The sequence below is a fragment of the Winogradskyella ouciana genome (assembly GCF_965284585.1).
Lineage (GTDB): Bacteria > Bacteroidota > Bacteroidia > Flavobacteriales > Flavobacteriaceae > Winogradskyella > Winogradskyella ouciana.
On the sequence record NZ_OZ260095.1, the window covers coordinates 450,656 to 465,579 of the forward strand.

16 protein-coding genes are annotated in these 14,924 nt (G+C 34.7%); 13 read left to right on the top strand and 3 right to left on the bottom strand.

The window, feature by feature from the left end; translation table 11 throughout:
* Positions 1–191 precede the first annotated feature (191 nt).
* From ACQ65V_RS02015 to ACQ65V_RS02055, 9 genes are all read left to right on the top strand, one after another.
* Complete coding sequence (locus tag ACQ65V_RS02015) at positions 192–725, top strand: RNA polymerase sigma factor (RefSeq protein WP_155088450.1); 534 nt, start codon at positions 192–194, stop codon at positions 723–725.
* Between the two features lie 11 nt (positions 726–736).
* On the top strand, positions 737–1,531 hold the full coding sequence (locus ACQ65V_RS02020) for an RNA polymerase subunit sigma-70 (RefSeq protein ID WP_430466675.1): 795 nt from the start codon (positions 737–739) through the stop codon (positions 1,529–1,531).
* Between the two features lie 127 nt (positions 1,532–1,658).
* Positions 1,659–1,862, top strand: a complete 204-nt coding sequence (locus ACQ65V_RS02025; protein ID WP_155088448.1) for a membrane or secreted protein — start codon at positions 1,659–1,661, stop codon at positions 1,860–1,862.
* 6 nt (positions 1,863–1,868) lie between these two features.
* Positions 1,869–2,978, top strand: coding sequence for a glycosyltransferase (locus ACQ65V_RS02030; protein ID WP_430466676.1), 1,110 nt, complete (start codon positions 1,869–1,871; stop codon positions 2,976–2,978).
* Positions 2,969–3,514 carry an RNA polymerase sigma factor gene (locus tag ACQ65V_RS02035; RefSeq protein ID WP_273288769.1) on the top strand — a complete coding sequence of 182 codons (546 nt, stop codon included), beginning with the start codon at positions 2,969–2,971 and terminating at the stop codon, positions 3,512–3,514. The genes ACQ65V_RS02030 and ACQ65V_RS02035 overlap by 10 nt, the downstream gene beginning before the upstream one ends.
* Positions 3,514–4,758, top strand: a complete 1,245-nt coding sequence (locus ACQ65V_RS02040) for an Nramp family divalent metal transporter (protein ID WP_430466677.1) — start codon at positions 3,514–3,516, stop codon at positions 4,756–4,758. Before ACQ65V_RS02035 ends, ACQ65V_RS02040 begins: the two co-directional genes overlap by 1 nt.
* Before the next feature lie 51 nt (positions 4,759–4,809).
* The gene (gene lipA / locus ACQ65V_RS02045) at positions 4,810–5,682 is read left to right on the top strand and encodes a lipoyl synthase (protein ID WP_430466678.1); all 873 of its coding nucleotides are present in this window, start codon (positions 4,810–4,812) and stop codon (positions 5,680–5,682) included.
* Positions 5,682–6,698, top strand: a complete 1,017-nt coding sequence (gene gap / locus ACQ65V_RS02050; RefSeq protein ID WP_430466679.1) for a type I glyceraldehyde-3-phosphate dehydrogenase — start codon at positions 5,682–5,684, stop codon at positions 6,696–6,698. Before lipA ends, gap begins: the two co-directional genes overlap by 1 nt.
* 29 nt (positions 6,699–6,727) lie before the next feature.
* Positions 6,728–8,965 (top strand): ATP-binding protein, encoded by a 2,238-nt coding sequence (locus tag ACQ65V_RS02055; protein WP_273288760.1) that lies wholly within the window; start codon positions 6,728–6,730, stop codon positions 8,963–8,965.
* Here the strand turns inward: ACQ65V_RS02055 and lpxK are convergent.
* Complete coding sequence (gene lpxK / locus ACQ65V_RS02060) at positions 8,962–9,960, bottom strand: tetraacyldisaccharide 4'-kinase (RefSeq protein WP_430468609.1); 999 nt, start codon at positions 9,958–9,960, stop codon at positions 8,962–8,964. The two genes, ACQ65V_RS02055 and lpxK, sit on opposite strands and share 4 nt — an antisense overlap.
* Positions 9,961–10,000: 40 nt before the next feature.
* Between lpxK and ACQ65V_RS02065 the strand changes: the two genes are divergently transcribed.
* The 3 genes from ACQ65V_RS02065 to msrA all read left to right on the top strand — a co-directional run bounded on the left by ACQ65V_RS02065 (position 10,001) and on the right by msrA (position 12,676).
* Positions 10,001–11,095, top strand: coding sequence for a Nif3-like dinuclear metal center hexameric protein (locus ACQ65V_RS02065; RefSeq protein ID WP_430466680.1), 1,095 nt, complete (start codon positions 10,001–10,003; stop codon positions 11,093–11,095).
* A 2-nt stretch (positions 11,096–11,097) separates the two neighbouring features.
* On the top strand, positions 11,098–11,883 hold the full coding sequence (locus tag ACQ65V_RS02070; RefSeq protein ID WP_155088440.1) for a zinc ribbon domain-containing protein: 786 nt from the start codon (positions 11,098–11,100) through the stop codon (positions 11,881–11,883).
* Between the two features lie 127 nt (positions 11,884–12,010).
* The gene (gene msrA / locus ACQ65V_RS02075) at positions 12,011–12,676 is read left to right on the top strand and encodes a peptide-methionine (S)-S-oxide reductase MsrA (protein WP_430466681.1); all 666 of its coding nucleotides are present in this window, start codon (positions 12,011–12,013) and stop codon (positions 12,674–12,676) included.
* Between the two features lie 42 nt (positions 12,677–12,718).
* Here the strand turns inward: msrA and ACQ65V_RS02080 are convergent, their stop codons facing one another.
* The gene (locus ACQ65V_RS02080; RefSeq protein ID WP_430466682.1) at positions 12,719–13,519 is read right to left on the bottom strand and encodes a class I SAM-dependent methyltransferase; all 801 of its coding nucleotides are present in this window, start codon (positions 13,517–13,519) and stop codon (positions 12,719–12,721) included.
* A gap of 85 nt (positions 13,520–13,604) precedes the next feature.
* Between ACQ65V_RS02080 and ACQ65V_RS02085 the strand changes: the two genes are divergently transcribed.
* On the top strand, positions 13,605–14,282 hold the full coding sequence (locus ACQ65V_RS02085) for a hypothetical protein (protein ID WP_430466683.1): 678 nt from the start codon (positions 13,605–13,607) through the stop codon (positions 14,280–14,282).
* Positions 14,283–14,434: 152 nt separating this feature from the next.
* Here the strand turns inward: ACQ65V_RS02085 and ACQ65V_RS02090 are convergent, their stop codons facing one another.
* Complete coding sequence (locus ACQ65V_RS02090) at positions 14,435–14,854, bottom strand: (4Fe-4S)-binding protein (protein WP_430466684.1); 420 nt, start codon at positions 14,852–14,854, stop codon at positions 14,435–14,437.
* Positions 14,855–14,924 lie beyond the last annotated feature (70 nt).

The window sequence follows — 14,924 nt, forward strand, 5'->3', positions numbered from 1 at the left end:
AAGCCACAAATTAAATTGCGGCTTTTTAATTTAGAATAATTTTTTAAAATGCTATTAACCAATCTCTCAAGGGAGAAAACTATTCTAACTTATTATGTGCTATTAACCTTGTAAGGCCTAATTACTTATATTTACGTCTGTAAATCCTTTTTGGACGTTACATAAACTAAAAACACTAAGATTTTAACATTTTGAGTATTACACCTACAGAGCAAAAAATAATTGATTTCCTTAAAGAAGGAGATAAACGTGCTTTAAACCTGCTCTATGAAAACTATTCCAGTAGCCTTTATGGTGTAATTTTAAAAATTACAATAAATGAGGAAATAGCTGAGGATGCTTTGCAAGAGACTTTTATAAAAGTCTGGAAAAACGCTCATAAATACGACTCAAGCAAAGCAAAATTATTCACTTGGTTATTCCGTATTGCGAGAAATACTGCCATAGATAAACTCAGAAGTTTTAATAATCGCTACCAGAAAGAAGTCCAAATTGATACTTCAAACGTATATATCTTACCAACAAGCAATTTAAACCAAGATGTTATGGATATTAAAGAGCATGTTGGACGATTAGAAGAAAAGTACCAAATTGTGTTAGATGCCCTGTTTTTTCAAGGTATGACACAACAGGAAGCGAGTGATGAATTAGATATTCCGCTTGGTACTATTAAATCTAGATTAAAAATAGGTTTGCGCGAACTTAAAAAAGTTTACGACCCTTAAAAATATTTATTATGGAAACAAAATTACATAGTTTTTTAAATTCTAACTTACTGAATAAGTATTTGGTAGGTGAGACTTCCAGTGAAGAAACTAAGGAAGTAGAATATTATATTAATAACTTCCCAGAAGCTGCCAAAGCTTATGATAAGTTGCAGTATAATTTAGAACTTATTGCCAAAGCAGGTGCCGTTGATGTGCCAAAAAATGTTTTGGCAAATATCTTAGATGCTTTGGAAGAGTCTAATGACACAAAGGTTATTCAGTTGGTCCAAAACAGAAAGACACCTTGGTATAGCATTGCCGCTAGTGCAGCAGCTATATTATTTGCAGTGACATCATTTATGTTATATCAAAAAAATCAAAATTTATCTAACGAGAATAATGTTGTCGTTGATGAAATCTTTGATCTAAGAAGTGATATTGAAAACAACAATGCTAAACTAGATGAGTTATCTAGAGAGCTAAACAAATTGAACGATCCGGATGCAAGAAAATATGTTATCAATGGTAATGACCGTGCTAAAGATTTAAAAACTGTAGCATATATCAATCCTGTTGAAAAAACATCTATGATTGATGTGATAACATTACCTAAATTGCCAAAAGATCAGCATTATGAAATTTGGGCTGAGCTACAAGACAGAATGGTTAATTTAGGTATTTTGGACGAGTCTGATCGTAAATTGAGACCAATACCATACATGGAAGATGCATTGGCCTTGAGTATTAAAATTGGTAACAAAGGAGATGCGAACACCACCACCGATACTGAGGTAGCAGAGGTATCTTTAAAAGAAAAAGAATAACAGAAGTTGCTATCATAAATAAAAAAGGCGCATTTAATTAAATGCGCCTTTTTTAATGAGGTTGGCAAGATATGATTTATAACTTATTAGCAAAAGCATTATCTTTGCATCAAATTGATTCTTCTTAATGAAATTACTACTTATAACACTAGGATTATTAGCCTTGGCAATAGCAGGTATAGCCATAAAACTATGGGCAAAAAAAGATGGTGAATTTGCAGGTACTTGTGCCAGTCAAAACCCAATGCTCAATAAAGAAGGGGAAGCTTGTGGTTTTTGTGGAAAAACTCCAGATCAATTTGAAGATTGTAACGAACCTCAACATTCTTAATCCTTAATGAGTTTTACAATACTATTCTTTGCTTTTTTAGTAATAGTATGTATTCAAATTACTTATTATCTCACTTTTCTTTTTTCGTTCTCTATTAAACGAGAAGAGGTTCGCTTAAAAAAGCATATCCCTGTTTCTGTAATAATATGTGCCAAAAATGAAGCTGAAAATCTACAGCGAAATCTTCCCTTAATTGCAGAGCAAGAGTATTCAGATTTTGAGATTGTTTTGGTTAACGATAGTTCTTCTGACGAAACCCTAAGTGTCATGGAGAGGTTCAAAAAACATCATAGCAATATTAAAATTGTTGATGCCAAACCCATCGAGGCGTTTTGGGGAAATAAAAAATATGCGCTAACACTGGGCATAAAAGCTTCAAAACATAATTTTCTGGTTTTTACTGATGCGGATTGCAGACCAAATTCCAGTAAATGGCTACAGCACATAAGTAGCAAATTCTCCAATCAAAAAGCAATAGTGCTAGGCTATGGAGCTTATGCCAAGAAGCGATTTTCTTTATTAAATAGCCTTGTTCGTTTTGAAACTGTATTTACCGCATTACAATACTTTTCATACGCAAGTCTAGGGCTAGCTTATATGGGAGTCGGAAGAAATATGGCTTACAGAAAAGAATTGTTCTTTAACAACAACGGTTTCAATGGTCATATGGCCATTAAGTCTGGAGATGACGATCTATTTATAAACGAGGTTGCTGATGACAAGAATACAGCAATTTGTGTCTCTAAAGAAAGTTTCACAGTTTCAGAGCCTAAAACCTCTTTTAAAGATTGGATTTTACAAAAGCGAAGACATATCAGTACTGCTAGTCTGTACAAAAGCAATCATCAAATTCTATTGGGTTTGTTTTACACTTCCCAGCTCCTATTCTTGATTTTAGGCACGCTACTACTCTTAATTGGTCATAATTGGCTATGGGTAGTAACACTTGTTGTTTTACGTTATATAGTTCAGCTTGCTAGCTTTGGATTGGCTGCTAAAAAACTTAATGAAGTTGGTCTTATCTTTCTTACCCCTTTTCTAGAATTATTTTTAATTAGCACACAATTAAGTATATTTATTGCTAACCTTATATCTAAGCCCAAACATTGGAAATAAAAGACGCGATTATAAAAGCTAAAGAGAATGACCAGATTGCGTTCAATTTTTTACTAGACACCTTTTGGAATGATGTTTATGCCTTTCAATTAAAGCGCACCCAAAATGAAAATGATGCTGAGGATATCACCATCCAAACCTTTTCAAAGGCTTTTGACAAGATAGACACTTACAATGAAGACTATAAGTTTAAAACGTGGCTGATTACAATATCAAAAAACATCCATATTGACCTGGTAAGGAAACAGAATAGAACAATTAGGAATACATCAAAAGATGATGAGGACCATTATCTAGAAATTATTGATGATTCGCCTACACCTGAAGACAAAATCATTACGGAACAAAATCTTGCCAAGCTTCTTAGGGATATAAAAAAACTCAAACCGCATTATCAAGAAGTGATTAACCTTAGGTACTTTCAAGAACTCAGTTACAAAGAAATTTCAGAAGATCTCAACGAACCTATCAATAATGTTAAGGTAAAGCTTTTAAGAGCAAAAAAACTTTTGGCAGCCATTATTACTAAATCCTAATGCTTTCAAAATTAAAAAAACTAGGTCCAGGACTATTATTTGCAGGTGCAGCAATAGGAGTATCGCACTTAGTACAATCCACAAGAGCTGGAGCCGATTTTGGTTTAGGCCTACTTTGGGCACTATTACTGGTTAACTTATTTAAATATCCGTTTTTTCAATTTGGCCCTAGATATGCGTCTGCTACTGGCGAAAGTTTATTGGAAGGTTATCGTAAACTAGGTAAAGGCATACTAATAGCTTATTTTATTTTGAGCCTTGCAACTATGTTTACTATTCAAACTGCGGTAACTATAGTAACAGCTGGGTTGGCAAATTCCCTATTTGGAGATATAAGTTTTTTAAATTTTGGCATTCAAAGTATAGACAGTGTTGAAATTTGGACAGTTATCATTTTAACCATTTGCTTATTAATACTCTTTTTAGGCAAATACAGTACTTTAGACAAGCTCATAAAGGTTATAATCGTTACCCTGACCATAAGTACATTAGTTGCAGTGTATTTTGCTTTTACCGAGTTTGAAGCTTCAGTTTCTCTAGTTCAAATTTTACCTGAAAGTAAAGTGGAAATTGCATTTTTAATTGCCTTTATGGGTTGGATGCCAGCTCCTTTGGATATTTCCGTATGGCATTCCATTTGGGCTATAGAAAAGAAAAAGGACGAAGGTACATTTTCGCCCAAAAGTGCTTTACTCGACTTTAATATTGGTTACATAGGAGCCATAATTTTGGGTATAGCGTTTGTTTGTCTCGGTTATTTTGTAATGTTCAACTCTGGCGAAACCTTTAGTGAGAAAGCTGCTGTTTTCTCAAATCAGCTCATTGATTTATATACCAAAAGTTTAGGGAATTGGGCCTATATCATTATCGGAATTGCAGCATTAACCACCATGTTTAGCACTACCATAACCACATTAGACGCCTCACCTAGAGCAATGTCTAAAAGTGTAGATTTATTATTTGACAAACCAAAAAAGAATGGCTATTTGTTCTGGATTTTAATTTTAACCATAGGTACGCTTTTTATCTTTTTCGCCTTTGCCTCAGAAATGGGATTGCTTATAAAAATCGCAACAATTCTGTCATTTGTTACCGCACCGTTCTATGCCATTATCAATTACAAACTTATAGCCAGTAAGCACACACCCAAGGCATGGAGACCAAGTCTATACCTTCATATTTTATCATGGATGGGCATACTGTTTCTTATAGGATTTAGCATTTGGTATCTAACCACTTTGTAGGCTGTTTTAATTTATTACTTTGTATCTTTGCTTTCTCGAAATTGAAAATGAATGGAAACCAAAGTCGCTTCAAATATTTTACCAGAACGTAAACCTAAATGGCTCAGGGTTAAATTACCCACTGGCAAAAAATACACTGAGCTCAGAAGTCTTGTAGATAAATATAAACTCAATACAATTTGCACCTCCGGAAGTTGCCCAAACATGGGTGAATGCTGGGGAGAAGGCACGGCTACATTTATGATTTTAGGAAACGTCTGCACACGGTCTTGCGGATTTTGTGGAGTTAAAACAGGACGACCAGAAACTGTAGATTGGGACGAACCTGAAAAAGTAGCGCGCTCTATAAAAATAATGCAAATTAAGCACGCGGTTTTAACAAGTGTAGATAGAGATGATCTTAAAGATATGGGAAGTATTATGTGGGCAGAAACCGTTAAGGCTGTTCGTAGAATGAACCCTGAAACGACTCTTGAAACTTTAATTCCAGATTTTCAAGGTGTAGAAAAACACATTGATAGAGTTATAGATGTTGCTCCAGAAGTCGTATCCCACAATATTGAAACTGTAAGACGATTAACCCGAGAAGTTAGGATTCAGGCTAAATACGACCGAAGTATGGGAGTTTTAAAATACTTAAAACAACAAGGTCAGCGTAGAACAAAATCTGGCATTATGCTAGGTTTGGGTGAAACTCGAGAAGAGGTTATAGAAACACTTCACAATTTAAGAGAAAACGACGTGGATGTAGTAACCATTGGCCAATACCTTCAACCGAGTAAGAAACACTTACCGGTAAAACGATTTGTCAATCCTGATGAGTTTAAAGAGTTTGAAGAAATTGGCTTAGACCTTGGGTTTAGACATGTAGAGAGTAGTGCTTTGGTGAGATCTTCGTACAAGGCACAAAAACATATCAACTAATGATTAAGGTTGCCATTAATGGGTTTGGTAGGATTGGTCGCCGTGTATTTAGGTTAGCTCAAGAACATCCACAAGTAGAAATTGTTGCCATAAATGATTTGGCAGATGCCAAGACCTTAAGTCATTTGCTAAAGTACGATAGTATTCATGGTGTTCTAAAGGATCATATTTCGTCAGATGAAAGTCATATTTTGGTTAATGACACTTCGATTCCGCTTTATAATCAATCACATCCAAAATCTATTGATTGGAAAGCAATTCAGCCTGATTTTGTCATAGAGGCTACTGGTAAATTTAAAACTAAATCAGATCTCCAACATCATATAAACAATGGAGCAAAACGTGTTATTTTATCAGTCCCTTCAATTGATGACGATATAAAAACCATAGTTTTAGGTGTTAATGATGACAGTATTAACGGTTCTGAAACCATAATATCCAATGCTTCTTGCACAACAAATAATGCTGCACCAATGATTGCCTTGATCAATAAGTATTTTGGCATAAAACAAGCATATATCACTACTGTACACTCTTACACAACTGATCAGAGCTTACACGATCAGCCACATCGAGATCTAAGACGTGCTAGAGCGGCTGGACAATCTATAGTCCCAACGACTACAGGAGCGGCAAAAGCCTTGACAAAGATTTTTCCAGATTTGTCAGATGTTATTGGTGGTTGTGGTATTAGAGTCCCAGTTGCTAACGGTTCACTTACGGATATAACCATTAACGTAGAAAAAAACACTACTATTGAAGAAGTGAATGCGCTTTTTAAAAAGGCTTCAAATTCCAACTCAAAAGGTATTTTAGAATACACGGAAGATCCAATAGTCTCAATAGATATTGTGGGTAATCCACACTCATGTATTTTCGATTCTCAAATGACTTCTGTCATCGGAAACATGGTTAAAATCGTAGGTTGGTACGATAATGAAACTGGCTATAGTTCAAGAATTATAGATTTAATTTGCAATTTATCGGATAAAAAAGCACTTTTGTCGAATAAATAATTATATTTGTTTAAATAAAGTGAGCTGAAATGTCCCGAATCAAATATTACATATTTGTTTTTTTAGCGTGTTTTTGCAGTCTGGTTTTCGCACAAGTAAATGATGTCGAAGATGAGGATATGCTATCTATGAGACTTCAAGAACGTGTTAACCAAGCTAAGCTAGAAAGCGATCGTGGAGACTATTATAATGCATTAGGTAATCTAGACAAGGCTAAAGAAATTGCTGAAAAAATTGACGACAAAAAAAGTCTTGGGTCAATTCACACAAAAATCGCGAAAGTAAGATATCTTGTAGGTGAAACGGATAAAGCTAATGTAGCTCTTAATACAGCCATTCAACTTCAACGCGAAAACAGCGATTACGCAAATCTCGCCATTACCTATAATATTAAAGGTGTTATCCATAATACAAAGGAAGAGTATATTGATGCCCTAGAGTATTATAATTCTGCCAAAACATTATTTGAGCAAGAAAACTTAGAAAAATACATTTCTGAAGTTACTTTGAACGAAGCAAAGTCTTATATCGCCTTAGAGCGCTATGATGAAGCTAAAACACAGTTAGAAAAAACTGTTATTATTGCAAAAAAATATGACCAAAGACCCATTTTAAGTAGTGCTCTAATACAAACAGGTAAGGTTTCTAGTGCCCTTAACAGTAATGATTTGGCACTAACCCAAGTCGAAGAAGGGCTGTCTATAGCAAAATCATATAATCTTCTAGAAAATATTAATGAAGCCTATTTAACCTTAAGTGATATTCATAAAAAAAGAGGAGACTACAAAAGTTCTCTAGAAAATATTACAAAACATATACAATTATCAGATTCTATACTTAACGTTAAGAGAGAAAATTTAGCACCAGGCATTACAAGCCAATCGATTAATCAATATAAGGACGCACAAAACGCACAGCTAAAAGAAACCTTAGAAGAAGTAAATGCTGAAAGTAATTTCACTAGGATTACAACAATATTAAGTATTGCTCTAATAACAATTTTATCGCTTTTAACCTTATCGTTATATAAAAACAATAACATTAGGTTAAAGACCAATAATATGCTACATAAAAAGAACGATGAGCTTATTGTAGCGAAAGAAAAAGCGGAACTTGCCTCTAAGACAAAAGCCAATTTCTTGTCAACGGTTACACATGAGTTACGCACACCACTTTATGCTGTCACAGGTCTAACGAATATGTTATTGGATGAAAACCCAAAAGAGCATCAAGTACCGCACTTAAAATCATTAAAATTCTCTGGAGACTATCTTTTAACTTTTATAAATGATATTCTACAAATCAATAAAATTGAAGCTAATAAAGTTGAATTAGACCCAGAAATATTCAACCTTAAAAACAAAATAGAAAATGTAATTTCTGCCTTGAGCAATTCAGCTAAAGACAATGGCACTAAATTACATTTAGACTATGAAGAAACGTTGCCAGAAACTTATAATGGTGACCAATTAAAGATTTCCCAAATCTTAATTAACCTACTTGGAAATGCTATTAAATTCACAAAAGATGGAGACATCTGGGTGAGAGCGTACAAAATTGATCAAAAGGACAATAAGTACACGCTGCGCTTTGAAATTGAAGATAATGGCATTGGTATTACGAAAGAAAAACAAGACCACATGTTTGAGAGCTTCTCCCAAGGCTCTGTGCAGATTAACCGTAAGTATGGTGGTACTGGTCTAGGTTTATCTATTGTAAAAGGACTTATTCAGATTCTTAAAGGTAAAATTTACTTAAAGAGTGAGCTCGGAAAAGGCACTACATTCTTTTTTGAAATTCCTTTAGAAAAAGCTGAAAATGTTGAAAAACCTAAAGTAGCAGAAATTAAAAAATCTAATAAGATGGAAGATTTGGATTTAAGTAACGTGAAAATTTTAATTGTTGAAGACAACAAAATCAACCAAATGATTACCAAGAAAATCCTAAACAAAATGGGACTTTATTGCGATGTTGTTGACAATGGAGAAGCTGCCATAGAGCAAGTAAAATCTACAGAATACAATGTAGTATTAATGGATATCCACATGCCAGGCATTAGCGGATTAGAAGCGACTAAAATCATTAGAACTTTTGATAAAGACTTAACCATCTTTGCGCTAACGGCTGTAACTCTAGAAGATAAAATGCATGAGTTTGGTGAAGCAGGCTTTAATGATATCATCTCTAAGCCATTTAAACAAGAAGATTTTGAAGGCAAACTCTACGATGTACTTTCGGGTAAAGAGGTGGTCTCTAGTTTCTTTTAGTATACAAATGCTTTGATTGCTTCATCAAAAACAGTACCGTCATCAATAATTAATTCTATAGGCAAATAATACAATTTGGCTTCCAAACTTTCATTGTCAGATAATCTGACATAATCCTTTTCTGTCGTTAAAATCATCTCTTTTTCAGTCAGCATCTCTATATCATTGGGTCTAAAGCTATAATGGTCTGGGTATTCTTTGTGGTCAAATTTCAGCCCTTTTTCTTCGAGAAACCCAACCAATGGTTTAGCATTTGCAATACCAGTGACCAAAGTAAATCTTGGTAGTGACTTTAACTCTAATTTCTTATTCTTTGATATCACATTCTCAGAATAACCAATATGACTAAAAAATAATTTCTGGTGCGATCTTATCTTTAATTTAGATTCTATTTTAGTCTTTTCAGCTTCAGTTATATCCTTAGGGCATTTGGTGACAACAATGATGTCTGCACGTTTAGCACCAGAACGTGGCTCCCTTAAATTTCCTGTTGGCAATACCATATCAGTAAAGTAAAGATTGTAATAACTGGTTAGCAAAATATTAAAACCCGCTTTTACTTTTCTATGTTGAAAGGCATCATCCAATAAAATAACCTCAGGTTTGTTATCTAGTGATAGGAGCTGTTCTATACCATTTTGGCGATCACCATCAACAGCGACCTCAATGCCTTCAAATTTTCTATAAAACTGATAAGGCTCATCACCAATAGTATCAGCAGTGGCATCATCGTCTCCTAATACAAATCCTTCCGTAATACGTTTATAACCTCTGCTTAGGGTCGCTACAGATGTTCTGTCCTTCAATAATCGAATCAAATACTCAATCATTGGCGTCTTTCCGGTGCCACCAGTACTGAGATTACCAACGCAGATAATCGGCAAATCATAAGATTTAGAAGACTTAATACCCTTGTCGTACAGCCAATTGCGCAGCCATGTTACAACATAGTAAATAGGTACAAAGGGAAACAATATGATACGGATAATCTTCACGAGCACTAAAATATATTATTTTTGAAACAAATTTGCACATATGACCGTACAAGATGTAATTAATCAACTTCACGATTTAGCTCCATTAAACTATGCTGAAGATTTTGACAACGTAGGTTTATTGGTAGGTGACAAAAACCAATCCGTCTCAGGAGTCCTAGTCACTTTAGATACTTTAGAAGCCGTTGTTGACGAAGCTATTGAAAACAATTGTAACCTCATCGTAAGTTTTCATCCAATTATTTTCAAAGGATTAAAAAAACTGACTGGTAAATCGTATGTAGAGCGTGTGGTGATAAAAGCTATTCAAAATAATATTGCCATATTTTCTATTCACACAGCATTGGACAACGCATTTCAAGGTGTTAATTCTATCATTTGTGATCAATTAGGATTAGAGAATAAGAAGGTTTTAATACCTCAACCAAATACTTTAAAAAAGTTACAAACGTATGTGCCAAGAGATAATGCAGAAGACTTAAGAACAGCATTATTCAAAGTAGGTGCAGGTAATATTGGCAATTACGACTCTTGCAGTTTTAATATTGAAGGTACAGGCACCTATAGAGGCAACGAAGATTCGAATCCAACAGTTGGCGAAAAAGGTATATTACATTCCGAAAATGAAACGGCTATTTCCGTGGTCTTTAAAAAACATTTAGAATCTAAAGTTTTAAAAGCTCTCTATAACGCACACCCTTACGAAGAGGTCGCTTACGAAATCACAACTTTAGATAATACAAATCAATACATAGGTATGGGAATGATCGGTCAGCTCAAAACCGAAATGAATGAAAAGGAATGCCTCCAATACGTTAAGACTAAAATGAATACAGAATGTATTAGACATTCTAAATTTTTGAATAAGCCCATTAAAAAGATTGCTGTTTTAGGAGGTTCTGGTAGTTTTGCCATCGGAGCTGCAAAAGCCTCAGGCGCAGACCTTTTGGTTACAGCAGATCTAAAATATCATGATTTTTTCAGTGCCGAAAACGACATTGTTTTGGCAGATATTGGACATTATGAAAGTGAACAGTTCACAAAATCGTTTTTAGTAGACTATCTCTCGAAAAAAATTACTAATTTTGCAGTCGTTTTATCAAAGACAAATACAAATCCGGTAAAGTATTTATAATTATGGCAAAAAAAGCTGAAGCTACTGTAGAAGAGCGTCTAAGAGCACTCTACGATTTACAGTTAATTGATTCTAGAGTAGACGAAATAAGAAATGTCAGAGGTGAGCTTCCTTTAGAAGTTAGAGATTTAGAAGATGAAGTTGAAGGACTGAATACTAGATTAGAAAAATTAAATGACAATCTTGCTATTATTGATGATGAGATTAAAGGCAAAAAGAACTTAATCGAAGAAGCTAAGGCTTTAATCAAAAAGTATAGCGAGCAACAGAATAATGTTAGAAATAACAGAGAATACAACTCTTTAACAAAAGAAATTGAGTTTCAAGAGTTAGAGATTCAATTGGCTGAAAAGCATATCAAGGAATTTAAAGTTCAAATTGAGCAAAAGAAAGAAGTTATTTCTGAAACAAAAGACCGTTTAAAAGACCGTAAAGAACACCTTAAGCACAAAAAGGGAGAACTAAACGAGATTTTAAAAGAAACGGAAAAAGAAGAAGAAGCGCTTTTGAGCAAATCTGAAGATTTTCAAAAGAAAATTGATGACCGTTTGGTGAAGGCATACCAAAGAATAAGAAACAATGTAAAGAACGGTTTAGCCGTTGTCGCTATTGAGCGTGGTGCTTCTGGTGGTTCATTCTTTACCATTCCACCGCAGGTGCAAGTAGAAATCGCTTCTCGCAAAAAAGTGATTACAGATGAGCACAGTGGACGTATCTTAGTGGATGCTGCATTAGCTGAAGAAGAAAAAGCAAAAATGGATAAGTTATTTGCTAAGTTAAGCAAATAAGCATTTTCAAAATATAGTTTTAAGGCCTTTACAGATTGTAAAGGCTTTTTTATTTAGCATAACTTTATACAAATTCATTTTAAGGATTTGTATTTTTCTACGACTGAATGAAAAAGAAAAATAGATTATGAAAAAATTATTATCCATTTTAAGCATAGCCTTATTATTTAGCTGTCATAACTCAGCCCAAAACAGCAACCCAAAACAACAAGAAGTCATCAACGCTGAACCTATTGAAGTCCCAATGGAAAACGGGATGGCAAAAGCCTATTTCGCCAGTGGATGCTTTTGGTGTGTTGAGGCTATTTACGAAAGCGTAAAAGGTGTTGACGAGGTTATTAGCGGTTATTCCGGCGGACATACGGAAAATCCAACCTACGAATCGAGTAATACCGGTAGAACTGGCCATGCAGAAGCTGTTGAAGTGATTTACGACCCGGAAGTAGTTAGTTTTGCAACATTGGTCGATGTGTATTTTGGCTCCCAAAACCCAACACAGGTCAACGGACAAGGACCTGACAGAGGTTCGCAATACCGCTCAATTATTTTCTATCAGAACGATGAACAGAAAAAAATCATTGAAGAGAAAAAAGCAGCTCTGGCCAAAAAATTAGATGATGAAATTGCTGCAGAAGTTTATCCATTTCAAAAGTTTTGGGTCGCTGAAGATTATCATCAAGATTTTGAAAAGCGCAATCCAAATCAACGATACATTGTAGCTGTTTCTATCCCAAGATTGAATAGGTTTAAAGCAAAATTCCCTGAATTGTTAAAAGCGGAAGCAAAGCATTAAGTAATCTGACCTTTCAGGCTTTTAAAACCTGAAAGGTCTACACTATTTTTTGGTCGCTTTTATCTCAAACAGCATCGGAAACAGCTGATCCTTCATCTTATACATGCCGTTGTCTAGTTTAATTAGGTCAGGAAAGACATCATAAGGACTTTCATCATATTCATTAAGATAGTCTATTTGTAATCCTGCTTCAATAAGTGCATTCACAACCTCACTTAAACCGTGATTCCAACCGTATTCTTTACTTACCATTTTTGAAGATTGATCTGCATAGGTGCCTTCGTATTCTTCATAAATCACTTCTTTTTGGTTGTAATGATATTTCATTTGTGGTTTTCCATCTACATAATCGAACATCCATAAAATGGGATGGAATTCTACGATGTAAAACGTTCCTCCAACCTTTAGCTGTTCTGAAATCATTTTTGCCCAAGGCTTTAAGTCTGGCAACCAGCCTATAACTCCATAGCTTGTATAGACAATATCAAAAGTTTCAGAAACATGTTGGGATGTATCCAAAACATTACAACATACAAAGTCAGCATCTAGCTCTAATTCCTCATTAAGTGCTTTGGCAAGTTTAACACCTTCATCACTTAAATCCACACCAACACATTTCGCTCCCATCCTACTCCAACTCAAGGTATCTTGCCCAAAATGGCATTGTAGATGCAACAAAGACTTTCCGCTAACATCGCCTAAGGCTTTCAATTCATAAGGCATTAAAGAGGTTTCGCCTGCTTTAAAAGCCTCCATGTTATACATATCACTCTGCGCATGTACACCTACTTTTTTGTTCCATGTGTCTTTATTTACTTCAAAATAATTAGTCTGCTCTTCCATTTTCTTAATAAGTTTTCGCGCCTTCCCTTTGGGAAGGGTGGGATGGGCCTTAATTTTGTGGTTAAAATTAAAACATCTTTTTAATATGAAGTCAATATATCTCGGTTTGATTTGTTTTTTAATTGTTTCAGCCTGTAAATCTGAAAACAATGTAGTTATTGAAGAAGAAACAAAAGAATTAACCATTGCAGAAAAAATAGCAAATGCACATGGTTACGACAACTGGAAAAACGTAGAAAAAATAGAATTCACATTTAGAGTTGACCGTGACACAATACCAGGTAGTGGAAGATCTTGGGAATGGTTTCCAAAAAAAGATAGTGTGGTTATGCGAGCTGGCGAACAACATGTAAAATTCCTGAGATCAGAACTAGATAGTGTTCCTCCTAATGCTGACAGAGCATTTATAAATGACAAGTTTTGGCTATTAGTGCCATTTCAATTGGTTTGGGATACGTCTGCAACAATCTCAGAACCCAAAAAAGCTGAAGCTCCAATTAGCAAAACTAAAATGGATATGATTACCATAACCTATCCTAAAGAAGGTGGCTATACGCCTGGTGATGCATATGATATTTTCTACAATGAAGATTATATGATTGAAGAATGGATTTTCAGAAAAGGAAACTCAAAAGAACCATCAATGGCAACGACTTTCGAAAACTATAAAGATTTTAACGGCATAAAGATTGCCATTGACCACAAAAAAGACAACGGTAACTGGAACTTAAACTTTACTGACGTTAGCATAACATTGGAGTAATATTAAATATAATTTTTGGCATTACTTTTGTAATCTATAATGTAAGTTTCACGTCCGTCATTTCGACTTAAAACGTATAGCTTACATTTTCCGCCTTTTGGCGCCTATATATATCAAAGCACTTTATCTTACGAGTTAAAGTGCTTTTTCTTTTACCCTCTAAAATCCTTCTTTACATGTGCACCATCACAATAGGGTTTGTTCTGTGAAGCTCCACACCGGCAGAAGGCAGTCGTTTTATTTTTTGTTTCTTCGTTACCATCTTTGTGAGTTACTTTCAACGTGCCATAAACCAAAAGTGGCCCGTTTTCCAACACTTCAACTTTGGTTTCTAAAGATTGAGCTGTTTTATCCTCTCTATTATTCATATAATAGCTCAAAGCTCCCGAAGGACATTTCTTAACCGTTTCAACAATCTCACTGGTTGGTGAGGCATCAATTTTAACCCAAGGCCTTTCCTTTGGTTGAAATACCTCAGGTGAACCCTTTACACAAATACCTGAATGGATACATTTATCAGCTTGCCAAACCACGGTTACCTCTCCATTGGTGTATTCTTTTGTCCTTCCCATAACTTTATTGTTTCCTTAAAGATAACCAAAATTACTATTGAAAAAACACCTTTAATCCCTCATTTTAAAT